Source organism: Xanthomonas prunicola (genome assembly GCF_025266575.1).
Taxonomy (GTDB): Bacteria; Pseudomonadota; Gammaproteobacteria; order Xanthomonadales; family Xanthomonadaceae; genus Xanthomonas; species Xanthomonas prunicola.
This window is the reverse complement of sequence record NZ_CP096142.1, coordinates 3,764,917-3,786,336: the sequence shown is the minus strand read 5'-3', so window position 1 is coordinate 3,786,336 and position 21,420 is coordinate 3,764,917. Positions and strand designations below refer to the sequence as shown.

15 protein-coding genes are annotated in these 21,420 nt (G+C 64.1%); 6 read left to right on the top strand and 9 right to left on the bottom strand.

Annotation, left to right across the window (positions count from 1 at the left end):
- Nucleotides 1-3: 3 nt before the first annotated feature.
- The 5 genes from M0D43_RS16250 to M0D43_RS16230 are packed head-to-tail and all read right to left on the bottom strand — an operon-like array spanning nucleotide 4 to nucleotide 4,300.
- The gene (locus M0D43_RS16250) at nucleotides 4-666 is read right to left on the bottom strand and encodes a tetratricopeptide repeat protein (RefSeq protein WP_252162218.1); all 663 of its coding nucleotides are present in this window, start codon (nucleotides 664-666) and stop codon (nucleotides 4-6) included.
- Nucleotides 656-1,486 carry an SDR family oxidoreductase gene (locus tag M0D43_RS16245; RefSeq protein WP_252162217.1) on the bottom strand — a complete coding sequence of 277 codons (831 nt, stop codon included), beginning with the start codon at nucleotides 1,484-1,486 and terminating at the stop codon, nucleotides 656-658. The genes M0D43_RS16250 and M0D43_RS16245 overlap by 11 nt, the downstream gene beginning before the upstream one ends.
- Entirely contained in the window at nucleotides 1,486-2,160 is a 675-nt protein-coding gene (locus tag M0D43_RS16240; protein WP_252162216.1) for an iron-containing redox enzyme family protein, read from the bottom strand. Before M0D43_RS16240 ends, M0D43_RS16245 begins: the two co-directional genes overlap by 1 nt.
- The gene (locus M0D43_RS16235; protein ID WP_252162215.1) at nucleotides 2,157-3,656 is read right to left on the bottom strand and encodes an AMP-binding protein; all 1,500 of its coding nucleotides are present in this window, start codon (nucleotides 3,654-3,656) and stop codon (nucleotides 2,157-2,159) included. The genes M0D43_RS16240 and M0D43_RS16235 overlap by 4 nt, the downstream gene beginning before the upstream one ends.
- The gene (locus tag M0D43_RS16230) at nucleotides 3,653-4,300 is read right to left on the bottom strand and encodes a thermostable hemolysin (protein WP_252165092.1); all 648 of its coding nucleotides are present in this window, start codon (nucleotides 4,298-4,300) and stop codon (nucleotides 3,653-3,655) included. The genes M0D43_RS16235 and M0D43_RS16230 overlap by 4 nt, the downstream gene beginning before the upstream one ends.
- Before the next feature lie 175 nt (nucleotides 4,301-4,475).
- Between M0D43_RS16230 and M0D43_RS16225 the strand changes: the two genes are divergently transcribed.
- From M0D43_RS16225 to M0D43_RS16205, 5 genes are all read left to right on the top strand, one after another.
- A complete protein-coding gene (locus M0D43_RS16225; RefSeq protein WP_252162214.1) occupies nucleotides 4,476-6,434 on the top strand; it encodes an acetyl-CoA hydrolase/transferase C-terminal domain-containing protein in 1,959 nt (652 codons plus the stop codon).
- Nucleotides 6,435-6,565: 131 nt separating this feature from the next.
- A complete protein-coding gene (locus M0D43_RS16220) occupies nucleotides 6,566-7,741 on the top strand; it encodes a phosphatidylinositol-specific phospholipase C1-like protein (protein WP_252162213.1) in 1,176 nt (391 codons plus the stop codon).
- Between the two features lie 125 nt (nucleotides 7,742-7,866).
- Nucleotides 7,867-10,581: a TonB-dependent receptor gene (locus M0D43_RS16215; protein ID WP_252162212.1), complete on the top strand. Its 2,715-nt coding sequence runs from the start codon at nucleotides 7,867-7,869 to the stop codon at nucleotides 10,579-10,581.
- 373 nt (nucleotides 10,582-10,954) lie between these two features.
- Complete coding sequence (locus M0D43_RS16210; protein ID WP_252165091.1) at nucleotides 10,955-11,884, top strand: L,D-transpeptidase family protein; 930 nt, start codon at nucleotides 10,955-10,957, stop codon at nucleotides 11,882-11,884.
- Nucleotides 11,885-11,886: 2 nt separating this feature from the next.
- Nucleotides 11,887-12,594, top strand: a complete 708-nt coding sequence (locus M0D43_RS16205; protein ID WP_252162211.1) for a M23 family metallopeptidase — start codon at nucleotides 11,887-11,889, stop codon at nucleotides 12,592-12,594.
- 124 nt (nucleotides 12,595-12,718) lie between these two features.
- On the opposite strand, the gene M0D43_RS16200 is transcribed toward M0D43_RS16205, so the two are convergent.
- Complete coding sequence (locus M0D43_RS16200) at nucleotides 12,719-13,483, bottom strand: SDR family NAD(P)-dependent oxidoreductase (protein WP_252162210.1); 765 nt, start codon at nucleotides 13,481-13,483, stop codon at nucleotides 12,719-12,721.
- A 34-nt stretch (nucleotides 13,484-13,517) separates the two neighbouring features.
- Here M0D43_RS16200 and M0D43_RS16195 point away from each other — a divergent pair, with 34 nt between their 5' ends.
- Complete coding sequence (locus M0D43_RS16195) at nucleotides 13,518-14,495, top strand: LysR family transcriptional regulator (protein WP_252165090.1); 978 nt, start codon at nucleotides 13,518-13,520, stop codon at nucleotides 14,493-14,495.
- Nucleotides 14,496-14,738: 243 nt separating this feature from the next.
- On the opposite strand, the gene fhuE is transcribed toward M0D43_RS16195, so the two are convergent.
- From fhuE to M0D43_RS16180, 3 genes are all read right to left on the bottom strand, one after another.
- Nucleotides 14,739-16,922 (bottom strand): ferric-rhodotorulic acid/ferric-coprogen receptor FhuE, encoded by a 2,184-nt coding sequence (fhuE, locus tag M0D43_RS16190; protein ID WP_252162209.1) that lies wholly within the window; start codon nucleotides 16,920-16,922, stop codon nucleotides 14,739-14,741.
- Nucleotides 16,923-17,311: 389 nt separating this feature from the next.
- Complete coding sequence (gene tkt, locus M0D43_RS16185) at nucleotides 17,312-19,312, bottom strand: transketolase (RefSeq protein WP_252162208.1); 2,001 nt, start codon at nucleotides 19,310-19,312, stop codon at nucleotides 17,312-17,314.
- Between the two features lie 219 nt (nucleotides 19,313-19,531).
- The gene (locus tag M0D43_RS16180) at nucleotides 19,532-20,812 is read right to left on the bottom strand and encodes a dicarboxylate/amino acid:cation symporter (protein ID WP_252162207.1); all 1,281 of its coding nucleotides are present in this window, start codon (nucleotides 20,810-20,812) and stop codon (nucleotides 19,532-19,534) included.
- Nucleotides 20,813-21,420: the final 608 nt, after the last annotated feature.

Genomic DNA, 21,420 nt, shown 5'->3' with positions numbered 1-21,420 from the left:
TGCTCACTGCTTGGCAAGCTGCGCCCGCACATCTGCCAGCTTGGCGGCAATTTCCTTGCGTCGGCCGGCGTCGGCAACTTGCCGGCCCTGACGTGGTGCTGCGGCAGCGGCCTTTTCGAACGCTTTTGCTGCCCCAGCCCAGTCCTTCTGGTCGCGCAGGAAGTCACCGACGAAGTAATTGCTGTCCAGTCCGTCAGGGTCGATCGCCAAGCCCTGATAGAGCAACGTGCGCGCCTTGGCATCGTCGCCAAAGCCGATTGGCCAACCTGGCACCTGGTAATACAACGCCCCCAGGCTGGTGTAGGCCGCGCCCTCGAGCGCGCGCGGTACGCGCTTGATCGCTTCTTCGAAATCGTTGCGCGCACGTTTGACCTGCGCCAACGCCCCCAGGCCACCTTTTTCTCCAGCCAGACTCGAGCGCACGATGCCGTCCCAGATCAACGCATCTGCATCGTCAGGCAAGGCATGGCATACCTGATCGGACTGCTGTGCAAGTGCTTCCAATGCGACAACCCGCTGCGGTTTTGGCAGTTGATAGGTAATCACCGCCCAGCGGTCCTGCAGCTGCGCCACCTGCGGCGACAGACCGGCCGCCCACCCGGTGCCGGCGATCATGCACAATCCCAGCGCACTGAAGATGCGCAACTTACGGCAACTACGGTTCATGCGAAAACTCCTGTGTGGCGGCGGTGCCGCTGGGCCGCGCATGGCGACGGATGAGGTGAAGCTGTTTGCGCAAGGCGCAGTCCACCAGTTCGGGCAGTAGTCCGTTGAGCCTGGCAAACAGCTTTTCCGGCCACCCCAACTGACGCCGTGCATCGCCGCGCACGATGGATTGCAAGAGCGCTGCGGCCACGTCCTCGGCACGATCTACCGCTGTCCCCAGCTCCGCATGGAGCGCATCCACCGCCGCAGGATTGAACGCAGTGGCCGTGGCACGCGGCGATAGATACTGAAAACGCACGCTGCCACCGGCATGCTCGCGCGCCAGTGCTTCGAACAGACCACGCAGACCGAACTTGCTGGCGCTGTAGCCGGCAAACCCGGCAAAACCGATGCTGCCGAAGGTGGAACCGACCGCCACCATCGCTGCATCCGGCTGGCGCGCGAAGGCCGGCAACAGCGCCTGCACCAGCAGCATCGGCACGGTGAGATTCAGATGCACCAATGCGGCCAGATCCGTCGGGTCTTGGTCCTGCAGCAATCCGAAGTGGCTTTGTGCATGCGCAAGCACCAGCACCGACGGTGCCGGGCGCATCTCATGCGTACGTGCCAGCAACACGGCACGGCCTGATTCGCTGGCCAGATCCGCCACCACCGGCACCACGCGCCCAGCCGAATGCGCGGCAGCCAGCCGCCGTAAGGTCTCCTCTGTCCGTCCCACTGCAACGATGGTTGCACCTGCCTCGACCAGGCCGGCACAGAGTGCGCTGCCGATGCCACCCGTGGCGCCGGTCAGGATGATGCACTTGCCGTGGAGATCCATTACGCCGCCTCCGCCAGACGCGCGCCTTCACTGCGCAGGGTGCGAAACAGATCGCCGTACAGCACATAGAAACGCTTGGCCGCATGCACCACTGCCTGCTGGTCGAGTGGGTCATCGAGCCGGTTCATCAGCTTCTCGAAGAACCCGGCATGCTCGATATCCAGATCGCCATGCGACAACAGATAGATGAAGGCATTGCGTGGCAATTCCAGCGACTGCGCAATGCTGTTGGCCGCACGCGTGGCCAACGCCACGCTGGTGCCTTCCAGCACCAGCACCATGCCGAAGAAGCCGACGGGGTTGCCGCGCTGGATGGTGTCGTAGGCGTAGCTGACCAACAACTCGGTGGCAAGCGACGGGCCGGCGAGCACGGTCGCTTCGCGCGCCTGCCCGCACGCCACCAGATCGTCCAGGATCCATTCCTGGTGCCCCATCTCCTCCTCGATGTATTCACCGATGGCCTCGCGCAGCCATTCCAGCCGCGCCGGCAGGCGTGCACCGCAGGCCATCAGCAACGGCACGGTATGCCGCACGTGGTGATAGGCCTGGCCGAGAAATGCAACGTAGTCGGCGCGGGCGATGTTGCCGGCCAGTGCCGCCTGGATGATCGGCACCTGGGTCATGCGCTCGCGTTCGGCCTGGGTCTGTGCCAGCAGGGATGCATAAAACGTCATGGAAAAATTCCTTGAGAGACGACGGTAGGCGGCGACCGATAACTGCGATCGACGGCAGATTGATAGCGCGCGAGGATCGCGTCGCGGCGGGGCCGCCCGTTGGCCGTGAGCAGGCCTTCGCGTGCGCTGAAAGGTGCATCGGCCCGGACGAAGCGCGCCACGCGTGCGTAGTCGGGTAAGCCGGCATTGACCTCGGCGAGCGCCTTGGCGAGCGCGGCGTCATCGCTGTCGGGCCGGCGCGGCCATAGCACCGCGACGTTGTCGGCCTGTGCCTCGCCCCACACCACCGCCTGTGCAAGCAGCGGATGCTGCAGCAACTCGCTTTCTACCCATTCGGGCGAGACGTTGCGGCCGAACGCGGTGATGAAGACATGTTTGCGACGCCCGGTGATATGCACGAAACCGTCTTGATCCACATGCCCCAGATCGCCGGTGCGCACCGGCCCTGGCGGTGGCGCGTCCTCACCCAGATACCCAAGTGCCTGCACGCCATCGACTTGAATTTCGCCATCGACGATCTGCACCTGCGCGTGCGCCAAGGGTTGGCCGACACTGCCGGCACGCGCTGCGCCCGGCCGGTTGAGACAGACCACCGAGCCGCATTCGGTCAGACCGTAGCCTTCGAACACCGGCAGCCCCGACGCCGCTGCACGCGCGAGCAAACTCGGGCCGATGTGCCCGCCACCGACGGCGATATAGCGCAACGATGCCGGCAGAGCCACGCCTTGTTCGGCAGCACTGACCAGGGCGAGCAGCAACTGCGGCACCAGGATGACGCTCTCGGGTTGATAGTGGTGCAGGCAGCGCAGCAGCGTAGGCACATCCAGCCCGCTGGCGCCGGTGTAACCGATCTGCGCCAGCGACGGCAATGCCACCTGCGCACCGGACAACAAGGTCGCGTAAAGCCCGGCCACGTTCTCCAGCAAGGTGGACAACGGCATCAGGCAAAGATGCCGACGCGGTGCGATAGCAGCCGAGGCATCCACCAGCGACGCCGCCACCGTGAGCAAGCTGTCGGCCGACAGGCACACGCCCTTGGGGCGACCGGTGGTGCCGGAGGTGTAGGTGATGCAGGCAGTGGGATCCGGCAGTGCGGGCGGCTCGACGACCGCACTCACCCGCCAAAAGCGCAGCGCATCCTGCTGCAGCGCTGGGAGCGGACCGCTGGTGCCGGGCGGCGCGGCGGCGGCGGCATCGGTCACCACACATTGCGCGCCACTGGAGGTCAGCGCGTGCAGTCCCTGGGCATCGGAGAAGAACGTCGGTAATGGCACGTGCACGGCGTCGATCAGACGTAGCGCCAGGTCCAGGATCAACCAGTCCGGACCGTTGTCCAGCCGACTGGCCACTCGCGTCAGGCCCGCGGTCTGCAGGCGTGCTGCCGACCGCGCGACCGCGTCGGCCAAGGTCTGCGCGTCCAGGCTGCCGGTGGCGCTCAGCACCCGCGGTGCAGGCCCGTGCGGCTCAGCGAGCAATTGGGCAAATCGTGTGCTCATGCGCCCACTCCCATCAGGTACGGCAGCGTTTCGATGCCCGGGCGTGCGGCCTGGGTACGCAGCGCCTGCCGCTCCAGCAAAAATGCATGTCCGGCGGCGACGTCTCCGCAGACCACCTGCGGTTGGGTGGCGTAATAGCTGCCCCAGTCGGTGTCATCGTCGCGAAGGCGTGACTGCACGGCAGGCGCCAGCACCACCGTCCCTAGCTGTAGCCGATCGAAAGTATTGCGCAGGCCACGAGTCGCGGCGAACAACACCCAGCGCACGCCGGCGTTGTGCAGCGCGTGGGTCATTTGCGGAATCAGTGCGCGTGCACTGCCGGAACTGATCGCCGCAAAGTTACCCACCTCGGCAAGCCCGGAGCGCGCCACCGGCGCAGCCATGCGGGCAGCCAGCGCCGACTCGGCAGGTTCGTCGAGATACTGCTCTACGAACAAGCTACCAGCACTGCCGAGCCGCATCCCCACTGCCGCCATCAGTGCGCAGTCCGCATCGCGGTAAACCAGCAGCTGCGGCAGAAAGCTGCGCAACTGCGCGCCGTAGCGCCGCAGATAGACCGCAGCGATAAAGCGTTCCGCCTCCTGGCGCTGTGCGTGCCCAACCTCGATCAGGCTGGCACTGGCAAATGCAGGGCGGGAGTACAACCGGGAAGGCGCGGTGAGGATCATGCAGCGCATGCTGGGCTGGTTCGATTAAGTGACCATGAGCCGTGTGTTACCGAGTTGTAATTTCTGCAGTAGCAATTCGTTGCGCGGTGTCAGGCCTGGCCTGACAGCTGTCGGTGCATGCACGACAACGCTTTCGGCTACGCTCTCGCGCATGAGCACACATGTCACTGAGTTGAGCACCGCGGTTTCGCACATCCTGCAATGTATCGACGGCCCGCTGCGCGTCGGCGCACCGCTGGGCATCGGCAAGCCGCACCGGCTGTTGAACGCGCTGTATGCGCAACTCAAGGACATGCCGTCGCGGCCACTGGCCCTTTACACGGCGTTATCGCTCAACCCGCCCAAGCCGGGTGCCGGACTCGAAGCACGCTTTGCCGCACCGTTCATCGCCCGCCATTTCGGTGACGATTTTCCGCGCCTTGCGTATGTCGACGCCATGCTGCACGACGCCCTGCCCGCGCATGTGCAAGTGGAAGAGTTCTACATGCAGTCCGGCGGGCTATTGCATTCCACCCAGGCCCAGGCCGACTACACGAGTCTGAACTACACGCACGCCGCCGCAGCGGTGGCGCAACGTGCGCCCAATCTGATCGTGCAAAAAGTGGCGCGCGAACCCGGCGGCACGCGGCTGTCGTTATCGTGCAACAACGACATCACCCACGACACGCTGGATGCGGTGCAGGCGCTCGGCTTGCCGCGGCCGATGCTGGTGGCGGAAGTGGATCCTCAACTGCCGTGGCTGGGTGGGACCGCAGCAGTGGATGCCGCGTTCTTCGATCTCATCATCGATCTACCGGGCCCCTCACCACACCTGTTCGGTTTGCCGCGACAGCCGGTGAATAGTATCGACTACGCCATCGGCCTGTATGCCAGCACGCTGGTGCGCGATGGCGGCACCTTGCAGATCGGCATCGGCACGCTCGCCGACGCGCTGAGCCATGCGTTGGTGCTGCGACATACCGATAACGCGACCTATCGCCGCGTGCTGCATGCACTGGATCCGGCACTGGAACGCCACCCGGCCGTGCAGGCCAGCGGCGGCCTGGAGCCGTTCGCCATCGGCTTGTACGGCTGCAGCGAAATGCTCAACGAAGGCTTCAAGCAACTGGTGGATAGCGGAGTGATCCGTCGCAAGGTGCACGACGATCTGCCACTGATGCAGCGCATCGCCGATGGCAGCGCCGACGCAGCCGACTACGCACGCCTGGCGGACGAGGGCGAATTTCTGCACGGCGCGTTCTACCTCGGCTCGCCTGCGTTTTATCAATGGCTGCGCGATCTGGATGCGCCGACACGCGCGGCGATCGGCATGCGTCGCATCAGCGAGATCAATCAGCTCTACGATGGCAACGAAGCGTTGGGCCGGTTGAAGCGCAAGGATGCACGCTTCTTCAACTCCTGCATGATGGCGACAGCGCTGGGTGCAGCGGTATCCGATGGACTGGAGGATGGCCCCATCGTGTCCGGCGTTGGCGGGCAATACAACTTCGTGGCGATGGCACATGCGTTGCCGCAGGCACGTAGCACCTTGATGCTGCGCGCCACCCGCGAGGCGGGCGCAAACACGGCCAGCAACGTGCGCTGGAACTACGGCCACACCACTATTGCGCGCCACCTGCGCGATCTGTACATCACCGAATACGGTATCGCCGACCTGCGCCACAAGACCGATCAGGACTGCGTGCTGGAAATGGCCGCCATCTGCGATGTCCGCTTCCAGCACGACCTGCTTGCCCAGGCCAAACAATCGCGCAAGCTACGCACAGCGCCGGTATTGCCGGTACGTGCGCAACGCAACACACCACAGGCACTCGAACAGGCGCTGGCGCCATTTCGGCGCGACGGCAGCCTGCCCGATTACCCGCTCGGCAGTGATTTCACCGAGATAGAGCAGCGTCTGCTGCCCGCATTGGGCTGGCTCAAACGCGCAACCTCCAGCACTGGCGGAAAAATCGCCACTGTGTGTCATGCACTGCTCGCACGCGAGGCATCGGACGCCACCGATGTGGCCTGCCTGCAACGCATGGCACTCGATGCGCCAAACAGCCTGGGCGATCGCCTGCAGGCGCGGCTCCTGACCCATGCGCTGCGACAGACCGCAGTTTCATAAAAAGTGTCGCGATTTGCAAACGACACCAACACACAGCGGCAAGGCCTGACGCATCACGGACACACAGCGGAAAGATATGCGTCAAACTGGGCCGCGATGATGGCAACCTCATCGCTTTCTGGCTGTGCTGCATGCCTCTTTTTCACGCGTTTACTGCTGTTACGTCAGGTGTCAATCGCAAAACGAAGTTGATGCGTGCAAAGCGAAGAAATACCCCGCGCACCGCCATTTTTACCTTGTTATTGCTGAGCAGTCTTGTTGCGCAGGCTGCGCCGCGCCTCACCGATCTGCAGTACATCGGTAGCCACAACAGCTACCACGCTGGCTTTGCGCCCAGCGAAGCGGCATTGCTGAAGCAACTCAACCCAGCACTGTTTGCCGCGCTGGATTACCGCCATCCCGCATTGACCCAGCAACTCGACGATGGCGTCCGCCAACTCGAACTGGACGTCTTCGCCGATGCACAGGGCGGGCGTTACGCGCACCCGGCCATCGTTGCGCAGATCGCCAAGGCCGGTCTGCCGGCCGCACCTGCGAGCGCGCCCATTGGGGTGATGGACAGACCCGGCTTCAAGGTCATGCATGTGCAGGATCTGGACCAGCACAGCAACTGCCAACCGTTGATTGCCTGCCTGCAGGAAATCCGCACCTGGTCGAAGCAGCACCCGGACCATGTACCGATCTTCATCCTGCTCGAAACCAAGCAGTCGCCAATCCAGTTGGCGTTTCCCACCGTGCAACCCGAACCGTTCGATGCGAAGGCGATGGACGCGCTGGATGCCGAATTACGTTCGGTATTCCAACCCGGTGAATACATCAGCCCCGATCAAGTGCGTGGCAGCGCGCGCACGCTCAATGCTGGCGTGCTCGCGCATGGCTGGCCGTCGTTGGCCCAGGCGCGCGGCAAGGTGGTGTTTCTGCTCGACCAACGTGTTGCCGGCGCCAGCTACCTGCCCGGCCACCCATCGCTGCGCGGCCGCGTGTGCTTTACCAATGCAGTGCCTGGCGAAGACGATGCCGCCTTCATCGAACGCAACGACGGACCTGCCGATGAAATCAAGAAGCTGGTCAAGGCCGGCTATCTGGTGCGTACGCGTACCGATGCCGACTTGAAAGAAGCGCAGCACAACGACACGTCCCGGCGCGACGCCATGCTGGCCAGCGGCGCGCAATTGCTCAGCACCGACTTCCCGCCCAACGAGCCGGCCGACAACGGCTACGTGGTGCGCTTCGATGGCGATGCGGTTGCACATTGCAATCCGCAACGTCCGGGCGTGCGTTGCGACAACGTGGACCTGCATCACTGAGCGCAGCACCACGCGCGCTAGCGCAAGCCACCCCACGCATCAGACCCATCGCAATGGAAGGCGTCGGCGGTCTATGCCCGTTGACCGGGTTCGGTCCTCCCTTTCCCATCACGCGAGCCCCCAGCATGCAGTTTCCCCGCCCCTTCCACCGTTTGAGCTGCGCCATTGCAGTGGTGCTTTCCGCACCCTCGTTTGCGTGCGCTGCCGAGATGACCACCACCACGCTGGACTCGGTCAACGTGCAAGCCACGCAGGCCGCGGCGCCGGGCTCGCTCAACGAACAGCGTCTGTCCAATAGCGTCAACAGCGTGATGAGCAAGCAGCAAATCGATGCCATCCCCTCCGGCGGCATTGCCGATGTGGTGGCGCATATGCCGGGGCTGTCGTCCTACAGCGACATGCATCTTGGCCAGGCCACCACCGGCGAGAACGCTTACGTCAGCATCCGCGGCATGGACGCCAGCTATAACGCATACACGCTCAACGGGTTCGGCATGCCGGAAACCGACTCGTCGACGCGCGCGATCTCCTTGAACATGCTGGCGCCGTTCGGCATCCAGTCGGTGCAGGTGTCCAAGTCGCCCACACCCGACATGCCCGGTGACGCCATCGGCGGTGCGATCGATATGCGCACGCCCAACGCGTTCGATTTCGACCAGGAGTTTTATGCCAAGAGCACCGCGCAAGGCCAGCTCAACGCGCTGGCCTCGCATCTGGGCGGCAAGGACACCGGCGGCACGTTCCAGCAGGAGATCGCCTGGAAATTCGGCAGCGACCATGCCTTTGGCCTGTACGCATCGGCCTATTACGGCAAGAACAACAACATGGCGCAGGCACCGGCGCCCAACAGCAAATACATTCCGGCCGACCCCGCACTGGCCAACGCAACCGATCTACGCGCTGTCGGCCCGCTGATCAGCACGCGCTACAAATACAGCCTGTACACCAGCCAGATCGAACGCTATGGCGGCAACCTCTCGCTCGATTGGCAAGGCGACAACAGTGCGCTCTATGCACGCGCCATCTACGGCAGCTATGGCGTCACCGGGCAACAGGATCAATCCAGCGCACGCCTGGAAAGCTATCGCAACCAACCCACGGCGGTGCGCGGCGGCTACTTCAATACCCACGACATCGACGAGAAACTGGCGACTTTGCAGCTTGGCGGCCAGACCACGCTGGACCGTCTGCGATTGAACTACGGGGCTTCGGTCGGGCGTGGCACGCGTAGCCGGCCGGATTATGTCTCGGCCAGTCTGTATGGCTATACCCCAGGCAGCTTCGCCTTCGACCTCAGCGACCCGACCTACCCCAGCATCGGCCCCAGCTCGGCGGCGTTGAAGGACTTCTTCTACAACCTGGATTCGTCGCTGCTGTGGAAAGTGCAAGGCCACGATGCCGGCAGTCACGACAATCGCGTCAACGCGCACACCGATATCACCTACCAGGTCGATGGCGATGTGCTGGACAGCGTCAAGGTCGGCCTGTCTGCCGATCACTCCGACCGCGCTGCGTACGACCACCCGTTCTTCCACAAGGACGGCAACTTCGTGACCAACGGACCATATTTTGGCGGCTCCAATTACGCGTTCCCCACTGCTGGCGGCCCCCCGCTGAGCGCCATCCCCGGCCGCCTCACCTCCAACGCCTTCGATGGGCACTACGCAGGTCCGTTCAAACTGTTGGACCGCAACTGGATGCGCGCGCAAGCCTTGCCCTACAAATACGTCGACGACCCCAACGGCGCAGGCATCTACACCGCCAACGATTACAACGCCAACACCACCTCCAGCACCGAAGCGATCTATTCTGGCTACGCGATGGCCGCGCTGCACATGGGCCAGGTCAGCATCCTGCCCGGCGTGCGCTACGAGTTGACCCGCTACGCGGCCGATTCCTGGCAGTCCAGCGGCGACGGCACCAGCGGCGGTTTCGTCGGCACCGGCAGCACCTATGGGCAAGTCCTGCCCGGTATCAGCATCAACTATCGGCCCGACGATCTCACCGTCTACCGCGCCTCGCTGCGCCGCAGTTTCAGCCGTCCGGCCTTTGGCCTGATTTCCGGCGAGACGGTGTACTCCATCGACGACACCCAGCGCGTAGTGGGCATTTCCAAACCCAATCCCGATCTGCAGCCTAGCAAGGCCGACAACGCCGATCTGTCGGCCGAGTTCTACGACCACAACGGCGGCGTGCTCAGCGCCTCGACCTACTACAAGCGCATTACCGGCTTCATCTACACCTCGCAATCGGCGACCAGCAACGACAACACACTCGGCGGCCTGGTGCCGACCGGCACCACCTTCGAGAACGGCGTGCCGGTGACCATGCCGCAAAACGGCGGCACCGCCACGCTGTACGGGCTGGAGCTGGCCGGCAGCAAGCGCCTGCAGGACTTGCCGGGCATCTGGAGCAACCTTGGCGTCACCGCCAACCTCACCTTGCAGCGCAGCGAAGCGGACAGCAAACGGGCCGACCAACCGGAAAAAACCTGGTTGCCGCGTGCGCCGGAGCATATCTACAACCTGGATCTGTTCTACGACGATGCGCACCTGCGCGCCGACCTGAGCTACAACTACACCGGCCTGCAATTGCTGGGGCTGACCACCGACCGGCTCAATTACTATCTGCAGCCGGTCAAGTCGCTGGATTTCAACGCCACCTATCACCTGCCGCACCACGTCGACGTGGGCGTATCGGCCAAGAACCTGCTCAACGCCGCCACGTTCTACGAAACCCAGGGCAAGTCCGATCGCTACATGGCCTACGATCCCGGCGCCGATGGCGCCTACGTGCAGACCGGGCGGGTGTACCTGCTGACAGTGGGCTATACCTACTGACCACCAGGCCAGTGCGGTAGGCGGTCAGGTGGGTGCTCGCGCACGTGGGCGCACAGGTCATCGGTCGATTGTCTGCGCATGACGCAGGCGATCGGCCTCCGATCCATGGTGCAAGGTCTCGCAAGCGAACCTGCACGACACCCCCGTGCAACGCGGCGGTGTCGTGCAGACAGCCGCGTAGCCCGGAAACGCATCGCCCTCATCGACCAAGGACCGCAGCGCCATCGCGCCTCAGTCAGTCCGGGTGCAGCCATTTCACGCAGCAAACGCAGGCCGCTGCGGCACTGTGCGTGCTTGCCTCTTTGCGGATCTACACATGCCCCCTCGCTCTTACGCTCGCATCTGTTTGCTCGCCCTGTCGTTGAGCGCTTCGTTGTCTGCGCTGGCACAGGCACAGCAACCTGCGCCTGCTGCCGCATCTGCGCCGACCGCAACGCCGGCCGCAAAAGCCGTCGCCACCGGCCCACGCTCGGATCTGCATGCGCAGGTGCTGCTGGACCGCGCGCATTTCTCCCCGGGCCAGATCGATGGCGAACGTGGCTCGAATCAGAAGCGCGCGGTCTCCGGATTCCAGGCCGCACACAACATCAAGGTGACCGGCGAACTGGACGACGCCACCTGGCAGGCATTGCAGGCCGACAGCACACCGGCGCTGGTGCACTACACGCTCACCGATGCCGACGTTGCCGGCCCGTTCCAGGCGATTCCCAAGGGCCCGGCCGAACAGGCCAAGCTGCATTCGCTCGGCTACGTCTCGGTGGATGAATCCCTGGGCGAGCGCTTCCATGCCGACCCGGCGCTGCTGCGCCAACTCAACCCCGGCGTGGACATGAGCAAGGCCGGCAACGCGATCCAGGTTCCCAACATCGACGGCGTCACCCCGCTGGCCAAGCCTGCCAAGCTGGTCGTGGACAAATCCGACTCGACGCTGCGCCTGTTCGATGCCGACGGCAAGGTCTATGCGCAGTTTCCGGTGTCATCGGGCAGCAAGCACGATCCACTGCCGATCGGCCGCTGGAAGATCCTGGGCATCTCGCGCGACCCGGTGTTCAAGTACAACCCCAAGCTGTTCTGGGACGCGAAAAAGGGCGATCAAAAGGCGACGTTGCCGTCTGGCCCGAACAACCCGGTTGGCCGCGTGTGGATCGACCTGTCCAAACCGCATTACGGCCTGCACGGTACGCCGGAGCCCGGCCATGTCGGCAAGACCGAATCGCACGGTTGCGTGCGTCTGACCAATTGGGACGTGGTCAATCTGGCCAGCGTGGTCGGCCCGTCGGTACCGGTGGTGATGCAGGAGTAAGCATGAAACTGCTGATGACCTTTTTGGTGGGCGCCGTCCTGGGTGCAGCCGGTTATTGGTGGCTGGAACGCACTGCGCCGGAAGCAAAAGTGGAGCAGCCGTCCAGTACTTCAGCAATGGCGGCAGACAGCAATGCCGCAGGTGCCGCACCGTCGGCAGCGCCTGCTCCGACACCACCGGTTGCCGCAGCGCCAGTAACCCACGCGGCGCCAACCAACACGCCGGTGGCGTCGACACCAGCGCCAACTGCTGATGGCGCGGCACCAGGCAGCGCCCTGTTGATTCCGGTGCAGGGTATCGGTGCCAACCAGTTGCAGGACACCTTCACCGATGCGCGCAGCGAAGGCCGCGTGCACGATGCCATCGACATTCTTGCCCCAACCGGCACACCGGTTGTGGCAGTTGCCGACGGCACGGTGGAAAAGCTCTTCACCAGCGACCGCGGCGGCCTGACCGTGTATCAGTTCGAGCCTGGCGGTACGTACTGCTATTACTACGCGCATCTGCAACGCTACGCCGATGGCCTGGCCGAAAAACAATCCATCAAACGTGGCCAGGTCATCGGCTACGTCGGCAGCACCGGCAACGCCGATCCGGCCGCACCGCATCTGCACTTCGAGATCCATCGTCTGGGTCCGGAAAAGCAGTGGTGGAAGGGCGAGGCGTTGAACCCCTATCCCGTCCTGCATGGCGATCAGCCCCTGCAGTGAGGCGACGCCGCAACCTGCGGCATGCGTAGCAACGCACTGTCATCGTGCCCACGATCGAGCGGTGACCTGCAGGCGGCGATGCCTTACAGCCGCATCGCCGTACTGCCTGACAGATCAGATCAGATCAGATCAACATCCCACCCGATACCTCGATACGCTGCGCATTGATCCAACCGGTGCCCGGCGCGAGCAACGCCGCCACGACCGGTCCGATATCGTCCGGCAGCCCGGGGCGGCCCAATGCGGTGACCGAGGACACCATCGCGTTGACCTGCGCGTTGTCGCGGACGCTGCCGCCATTGAAGTCGGTTTCGATGGCGCCCGGCGCCAGCGTATTGGCACGGATGCCGCGTGCGCCCAGTTCCTTGGCCAGATAGCGGGTGAACACTTCCACCCCGCCCTTCATCATCGCGTAGGCCGACGAGCCAGGCAGCGCAAAACGTGCAAGACCGCTGGACACGTTGAGGATGCGTCCGCCATCGGCGATCAGCGGCAGCAGCGCCTGGGTCAGAAAGTACGGCCCCTTGAGATGGATATCGACCAGCGCATCGAACTGCGCGGGCGTGGTGTCGGCAATGGCCGCATGCAATCCGGTACCGGCGTTGTTGACCAGCGCATCGAACTGCGAACGCCCCCAATCGGCCAGCACGTCCCTCAGCTGCGCGACGAATGCGGGGAAGGTATCGGCCTGCGCCACATCCAGCGGCAACGCATGCGCGCGACGGCCCAGCGCCTGGATCTCGGCCACCACGGCGGCGGCTTCGCCGGCCTGGCTGCGGTAGGTCAGCACGAGATCGTTGCCTTCGGCAGCGAGCGCAAGCGCGGCATTGCGGCCCAGGCCACGACTACCGCCGGTGATCAAGGTGATGGGTGTGGTGGTGGTCGACATCGGCACGCTCCATAAGTGGGTGTGGTCCAGCCTATTGCGCTTGCCGCGCTGCATAAATCGGCTCACGCTGATTGCACCGTTCAAGATAATCGACCAATCGATGGACACCACGGAGTCGTTGCGCGCCTTCCTGCGCGTTGCCGAGCTGGGCAGTTTCACCCGCGCCGCCGAGACGCTCGGCTTGCCCAAGGCCAGCGTCTCCACCGCCGTGCAGCGGCTCGAGGCGTCGCTCGGCACCCAGCTCCTGCATCGCACCACACGGCGTGTACAACTCACCGGCGACGGCGCGGCGTTCTATCAGCGCAGCCGCGACCTGCTCGACGACATGGACGAGTTGCACGCGATGTTTCAGCGCGAGCATGGGCAGCTGCGCGGTCGCCTGCGCGTGGACATGTCCGCCGGCATCGCGCGCAACTTCGTGATCCCCGCCTTACCCGCATTTCTGGCACGACACCCACAGCTGGAAGTGGAAATCAGCGGCACCGACCGCCGCGTGGATGTGGTGCGTGAGGGATTCGACTGCGTGCTGCGCGTGGGCACGCTGGAAGACACCAGCCTGGTCGCACGCCCGCTGGGCGCGTTTGGCATCGTCAGCTGCGCCAGCGCCGATTATCTTGCCCGCCGCGGCATGCCGACGCGCCTGGACGATCTGGTGCAGCACGATCTGGTGCATTACGTACCGACGCTCGGGCAACGCTCGCCCGGCTTCGAATATCGCGACGGGCAGAGCTATCAGGTGTTGCCGATGCACGGCCCGGTGACGGTAAACAATGGCGATGCGTACCTGGCGGCCGCGTTGGCCGGGCTAGGCATCATCCAGGCGCCGGCCAGCCCGTTACGCCCGCATCTGGACAGCGGTGCCCTGATCGAAGTGCTGGCCGAGCTGGCACCCGAGCCGATGCCGGTCACGTTGCTCTATGCGCAACGCCGCCATCTGCCGCAGCGCGTACGCGCCTTCATGGACTGGGTGGCAGAAGTGATGGCGCCGCAGTTGCAGCCGTTACTGCCTTGAGCGGGCGTGCCGCGTTTCGGTCGAAGGATCGAATGCGCCTGAGTGTCGCAACGCGCTCACGGACTTCATGACAGCGGCCACGAACAGCGGCGTCGCACGCCGTGCGGCATTGCCTGGACGCTGCCGCACGCAGCTGCGCACTGCATGACAGATCGACAGACACACAAAAAACACAGGCACCCTTGCAGGTGCCTGTGTCACTTCGGCAGGATCGAACGTCACACCAGCTGACGTCGCCCTCGCTCAGAACGCGTAGTTGAAGGTCAGCATGCCGTTGCGCGAGGCGCCCCATGCGCCATAGCCACCGTTGAACTGCGCGTAGTAGCGCTTGTCGAGCAGGTTGTCGACATTGAGCTGCACCGAGAACTGCGGCGAAAGACGGTAGCGTGCGAAAGCACTGACCAAGGCGTAGGCACTCTGCTGGAACGTGCCGTATACCGGGTCCACGTAGTACGAACGGTTCTGCCAGTTGACACCGCCACCCACGGTCAAGTCGCTCCACGCCCCCTGCGGGGTGTAGCTGTTGAACAGCTTGATGGTGGTGCGCGGCAGATGCGTATTGATCGACGTGCCGCTGTCATCGCGGGCGGTGTAGTGCGAGGCACCGAAGGTCGCATTCCAGCCAGCGGTCACACGGCCGGAAAGCTCGAAATCGAAGCCTTCGCTGACCACGCCGTTGGCTGCTTGGTACGCCGACTCGCTGCTGCCCGGCACAAAGCCGCCGGTGGCCACGCCCAGGTTGTCCTGCTCGATGCGGAACAGCGCCAGCGAGGCATTGAGCTGGTCGTCGAACCACGCTGCCTTGACGCCGGCTTCGTAGCCCTTGCCGCTCAGCGGGTCGAGGTAGCCGCCATTGGCATCGCGCAAGGTCTGCGGATTGAAGATTTCGGTGTAGCTGACGTAGGTCGACCACACGTCGTTGATGTCATAGACCAGACCGGCGTACGGCGTGACTTCGGTCTGGCTATCGGAGAACGGGACAAGCCCCTGCGCCGCATCGACGTTGCGGCCATCGATCTGCCAATCGGTATAACGCGCGCCTACCAGCAGCGTCAGCGGATCGGCCAGCGAGAAGCGTGCGGCCACGTAGGCGGCCTTCTGCTTGATGGTGCCGTCGCTCTGCACCGTGCGCGGGCTCCAGTTGGGCTCCGGGTAGGCGCCGTTCCAGCCGAGGTAGCTGTCCAGCGGCGCCGGGAAATCGAAGGTCCCGTTGTTGACGTACTCGCGGCGGTTGTAGCTGGCGCCGGCCACCAGTTGATGCTCGCGGCCGAACAACTGGAACGGGCCTTCGGCGTAGACATCGGCGCCATCGGCCTTGCGCTCGGTCAGGTAGTTGCCCGAATACGGCACCACGCCAGCGCCAGTGGTGCGGTCGAAACCGAAGATCGTGTAGTACGGATAGAACAGGTGATTGGACGCTTCGGTCTTCTCATGGCTCACGTTGGCCTTAAGGGTCCAACCGTTGTCGAAACTCTGTTGCAGACTGGCGAAGGTACGCTGCAGACGCGTGTCCCAGAACGTCCAATCGGCCGCCGGATTGAACGAACGGTCGTAGTTGGTACGCGTGCCATCGCTGTAGAACAGCGGGAAGCCGCCCCAGGTGACGTCGTCCGATTCCTTCTTCTGGTATTCGTAACCCACGCTCAGCAAGGTGCTGTCGGTCAGGTCGGCATCGATGATCGCCGAGCCGATCTTCTTGCGCAGGTTGTAGCGGTCCATGTCCGATTCGCCGTCCTGATACACGCCGACCGCGCGCGCGCGCACGGTGCCTTCAGGGCTCAGCGGCACGGTGACATCGGCCACGCTGCGGGTCTTGTTGAAGTCGCCACCGCCCACCGACACGGTGCCGGTGAAGTCGCGGCTCACCGCATGCTTGCGCACCAGGTTGATCGAGGCCGACGGGTTGCCCGAGCCGGTCAACAGGCCGGTGGCGCCGCGCACCACTTCCACGCGGTCGTACAGCGCCACGTCCAGCGCCGAGTCGCCATAACTCCAGGCCTGCTCCATGTACGCCGGAATGCCATCGAACTGATAGTTGTCGATGTAGAAACCGCGCGCGTAGAACTCCAGCCGCTCGCTGTCGCTCTGCGCCACCGAGATGCCGGAGACGTTGTTGAGCACATCGGTGATGCTCTGCAGGTTCTGGTCGTCCATGCGCTCGCGCGTGACCACGCTGACCGACTGCGGGATCTCGCGCAGCGACAGGTTCATGCGCGTACCGGCCGTGGTCTTTTCCACCGTATAGCCCTTGACCTGCTCGCCCTGCACGTTCAGCCGGTCCAGGGTGGTGACTTCGGCTTCGCCGCCCGGGGTTTCGGCCATGGCCTGGCCTGCCGACACCGTGCACAGCGCGGCGAACACCGCATGCGATAGCGCGCGCGGGCGCAGCCCAATGGGAAGAAGACGCATTACGGTAGGACGGTTCATCACAGCTCCGGCGCAGACAGTCGAGGGCAAGCCGCCACGCGGAGGCGGCGGTCAACAGGGGGAAGGACGTGCCACGAAACCGCGGCAGCGCACCATTTTAATGGGAATGATTCACATTTTAAATAGGCAACCAGCAGGAAGCCCTCCAAGCGAGCGCCACAGCGTTGGTGGACGCCTCTCCCACCACTGGCCTTTCCAAGACGTCTTGGTGCACATCGCCGTATCACGCACCTGCAAACCGACCACATCCGCGTTGCGCGGCCCCACCGTCACGATGGCCCCGACCCGCAGTGCGTAGCACTGCATGCATTGAGCACAGGACGCCAGTTCAGCGGCAACAAAAAACGCCGGCATTTGCCGGCGTTTTTCTTATCAACAGCGCTGTCTCTTTACAGCGCCTTGGCCGCCTGCACCACGTGCTCGGCGGTGATCTTGAAGTACGCGTACAGCTGATCGGCCGGGGCCGACGCACCGAAGGTATCCATACCGACCACATCGCCATCCAGGCCGACGTACTTGCGCCAGAAGCCGGTCACGCCCGCTTCCACCGCCACGCGCTTGCGTACCGCGTTCGGCAACACCGACTCGCGATACGCCGCGTCCTGGCGATCGAACACGTCGGTGGACGGCATCGACACCACGCGCGTCTTCAGCCCGGCCGCATCCAGCGTCTGCTTGGCTTCCACCGCAAGACCCACTTCCGAACCGGTGGCGATCAGGATCACGTCCGGCGTGCCGCCTTCGGCCTCGGCCAGCACGTAGCCACCACGTTCGATCAGCTTGAGCTGCTCGGCGCTGCGCGGCTGGTGCTGCAGGTTCTGGCGGCTGAACACCAGGCAGCTCGGGCCGTCCTTGCGGGTGATGGCGGCCTTCCAGCTCACCGCCGATTCCACCGCATCGCCCGGGCGCCACACATCGTTGTTGGGGATGTAGCGCAGCGAGGCCAGGTGCTCCACCGGCTGATGGGTCGGGCCGTCCTCGCCCAGACCGATCGAGTCGTGGGTGTACACGTGGATGGCATGGGCCGGATTCAACGCGCTCATGCGCACGCCGTTGCGCGCGTAGTCGCTGAACACCAGGAAGGTGGCATCGAATGGAATGAAGCCGCCATGCAGCGCCAGGCCATTGGCGATGGCGGTCATGCCGAACTCGCGCACGCCGTAGTAGACGTAGTTGGCATCCGGGTCGTCGGTGGCCACCGACTTGCTGGCCTTCCACAAGGTCAGGTTGGAATGCGCCAGATCGGCCGAACCGCCGATCAACTCGGGCAGCAGCGGCGCGAACGCTTCGATCGCCAGCTGCGAGGCCTTGCGCGAGGCGATGGTCTGGCCGTCTTCCTGCGCCTTGGCGATGTAGGCATCGGCCTGGGCGATGAAGTCGGCCGGCAGCTCGGCGTGCGAGCGACGGGTCAGTTCGTCGGCTTCACTGGCGTACTGCTTGCCATACTTGTCGAACAGCTGCTCCCACTCGGCCTGACGCAGCGTGCCGGTGCCACCTGCGCGCCAGCCGGCGTAGATCTCTTCGGGAATTTCGAACGGGCCGTACGGCCACTCCAGCGCCTTGCGGGCGCCTTCCAGTTCTTCCTTGCCCAGCGGCGCGCCGTGCGAGGATTCCTTGCCGGCCTTGGTGGGTGCACCGAAGCCGATCTTGGTGCGGCAGCAGATCAGGGTCGGCTTGTCGCTGTTTTCCAGCGCCGCTTCAATCGCCGCCTTGATCTTGTCGGCGTCATGCCCGTCGACATCGCGGATCACGTGCCAGCCATAGGCCTCGAAACGCGCCGGGGTGTCGTCGCTGAACCAGCCGGCGGTGTTGCCGTCGATGGAGATCTGGTTGTTGTCCCAGAACGCCACCAGCTTGCCCAGGCCCCAGGTCCCGGCCAGCGAGGCGGCTTCGTGCGAAATGCCTTCCATCAGGCAGCCATCGCCCATGAACACCCAGGTGCGGTGGTCGACGATTTCCAGCTCAGGCCGGTTGTAGCGCTGCGCCAGCAACTTTTCGGCCAGTGCGAAGCCCACGGCGTTGGCAAAGCCCTGCCCCAGCGGGCCGGTGGTGGTCTCCACGCCCGGAGTTTCGCTGCGCTCGGGGTGGCCGGCGGTCTTGCTGTGCAACTGACGGAACTGCTTGAGCTGCTCGATCGGCAGGTCGTAGCCGGACAGGTGCAGCAGCGCGTACTGCAGCATCGAGCCGTGGCCGTTGGACAGCACGAACCGGTCGCGGTTGAACCACTGCGGGTTGTTCGGGTTGTGCCGGAAATAATCGTTCCACAGCACTTCGGCGATATCGGCCATGCCCATGGGCATGCCGGGATGGCCGGACTTGGCGGCTTCGACCGCATCTGCGGCGAGAAAACGGATGGCGTTGGCCAGCTGGCGGCGGGTGGGCTGGGTCATGGGCGTCTATGGAAGCGGAAGGGGACACCGCTGGAAGCGGAGCCGCTTATTCTCCCACACAGCGCGTTACGTGCATCGCGAGTCGGGAATGGAGAATCGGATGCAGTGTTGCCGATGGGTCGATGCGATTACCCGCGCGCCCAACCACCGCACCGGTGTGGCAAGGCTTACCCTCACACTAAACGCCCGCAACAGCCTGCTTTAACGATTCCCGATTCCCTATTCCTCGCCCTTGGCCACCAACGTCGTCAGCGCCAGATCCCCTGTCACGTTCAGCGCCGTACGGCACATGTCCAGGAAGTGATTGACGCCCAGGATCATGCCGATGCCGACCGGGTTGACTCCGACCATCGCGCAGATCAGCGCCACCACCGGCAGCGAGCCGGACGGCACGCCGGCGGTACCAATTCCGCCCAGGATGCAGACCAGCATCACCATGAATTGCTGGCCCAGGCTCAGATCCACATTGAAGAACTGCGCCAGGAAGATCACCGTCACGCCTTCGAAGAGCGCCGTGCCGTTCTGGTTGGCGGTGGCACCCACGGTCAGCACAAAACGCGACACCCTCGGCGGCAGACCCATCTCGTCGGCCACGCGCAAGGCGGTGGGCAGGGTCGCGTTGCTGGAGGCGGTCGAGAACGCCATCACCGTCGCTTCCTGGGTCTGGCGGAAGAAGCCCAGCGGCGAGCGCCCGGCGAATTTCACCGCCAGCCCGTAACTCACCACCATGTGCAGGCCCAGCGCCAGCACTACCACACCCACGTATGCACCCAGGCGGATCAGCAGATCGAAGCCGAACAACGCCGCCAGGTTGAACATGAAGCAGGCCACCGCATACGGCGCCAGGCGGATCACCAGCCCGATCAAGGTCATCGAAATTTCGAAGATGCCCTCGATGCCGCGCCGCAGCGTGGCGACTTTTTCATCGGCGGTCAGCACCATGCCCACACCGAACATCACCGCAAAAAACATCAGCGACAAGATCGCGCCATTACTGGAGGCTGCCGCAATCACGTTGCTGGGCACGATCGACAACAGCATGTCCATGCCCTGCGGCTGGGTGCCGGAGCTGGAAATGATTTCGCGCGTCCGCTCGGCGTTTTCCTGGATCAGCTGATTGGCCAGTTGCGGGTCCACGCCCGCACCGGGCTTGAGCACGTTGACCAGCACCAGCCCCAGCAGCACCGCCACACCGGACAGCACCACGGTATAGCCCAAAGTGCGCCACCCCACCCGCCCGAGCGCGCGGATGTCGCCCATCTCAGAGATGCCCATGACCAGCGCCGAAAACAGCAACGGCACGATCAGCATGAAGATCAGATTGAGGAAAATCTGCGAAAACGGCGTGGTGACGTATTTGGTCACCAGACGCACCCAATCGGCGTCGCTGCCGGCCAGGTAGTAGACAGCCAGACCCAACAACAGGCCAACGGCGAAGCCAATGCCCATCTTCCAATGCAGGGGCAGGCCCGGGCGGCGCGTGGCTGGGGATGCTGTCATCTGGTCGAGCCTTGGTGGACACAAAGACCGGAGCTTAACAAACGCCATCGATGCGGCCACCTACCCGGGGTGCCCCTGGGCACCTGCTGCGGGTAAGCGTTCCTATTGATGTTGGGTGATGCAGGCGTTGGAGCGGGCAATCGACCTGACTGTTCGGCACCTCACGAGACAACGGGAATCTCGTAGCGGCGCGTCTATGTCGTCAGATGCCTCAAGTCGAAAGCCTGGTGTGTCGGGTGAGAGATGCCCTCGCCGCCCATGTAAGCCCCTTGGCGGCATGGATGCCGCCAAGGGGCTTACATGGGCGGATTTGCAGCGAGTCCTGCGATGGTGGGCGGGCAAGGGCGCTGCAGAAAGCCCCAGCGCAATGCTCCTTCCTCTGCGCCACACCATTGGCAGATCACGCGCATTCCAACACAACGCGTTATCAGCGCTGCAAGGCAGTGTCACCCTCCCAAAGCGCGTCAAAGCGGCCAATGAAAACGTAGCCGGCAGCTGCCATGCGAGTGCAGATTGCTCCCAAAAAATCGAAGTACCGTTCGTTGCAGACCATGCGTCACACCGGCTGGAGCCACGCGAGAGCTGCACAGCAATGTCTCGGTCGCTCC

Excerpts from the sequence above, each read along its gene's own strand:
- M0D43_RS16250 (WP_252162218.1), bottom strand. The coding sequence starts at position 666 with ATGAACCGTAGTTGCCGTAAGTTGCGCATCTTCAGTGCGCTGGGATTG.
- M0D43_RS16245 (WP_252162217.1), bottom strand. The coding sequence starts at position 1,486 with ATGGATCTCCACGGCAAGTGCATCATCCTGACCGGCGCCACGGGTGGC.
- M0D43_RS16240 (WP_252162216.1), bottom strand. The coding sequence starts at position 2,160 with ATGACGTTTTATGCATCCCTGCTGGCACAGACCCAGGCCGAACGCGAG.
- M0D43_RS16235 (WP_252162215.1), bottom strand. The coding sequence starts at position 3,656 with ATGAGCACACGATTTGCCCAATTGCTCGCTGAGCCGCACGGGCCTGCA.
- M0D43_RS16225 (WP_252162214.1), top strand. The coding sequence starts at position 4,476 with ATGAGCACACATGTCACTGAGTTGAGCACCGCGGTTTCGCACATCCTG.
- M0D43_RS16220 (WP_252162213.1), top strand. The coding sequence starts at position 6,566 with ATGCCTCTTTTTCACGCGTTTACTGCTGTTACGTCAGGTGTCAATCGC.
- M0D43_RS16215 (WP_252162212.1), top strand. The coding sequence starts at position 7,867 with ATGCAGTTTCCCCGCCCCTTCCACCGTTTGAGCTGCGCCATTGCAGTG.
- M0D43_RS16205 (WP_252162211.1), top strand. The coding sequence starts at position 11,887 with ATGAAACTGCTGATGACCTTTTTGGTGGGCGCCGTCCTGGGTGCAGCC.
- M0D43_RS16200 (WP_252162210.1), bottom strand. The coding sequence starts at position 13,483 with ATGTCGACCACCACCACACCCATCACCTTGATCACCGGCGGTAGTCGT.
- fhuE (WP_252162209.1), bottom strand. The coding sequence starts at position 16,922 with ATGAACCGTCCTACCGTAATGCGTCTTCTTCCCATTGGGCTGCGCCCG.
- tkt (WP_252162208.1), bottom strand. The coding sequence starts at position 19,312 with ATGACCCAGCCCACCCGCCGCCAGCTGGCCAACGCCATCCGTTTTCTC.
- M0D43_RS16180 (WP_252162207.1), bottom strand. The coding sequence starts at position 20,812 with ATGACAGCATCCCCAGCCACGCGCCGCCCGGGCCTGCCCCTGCATTGG.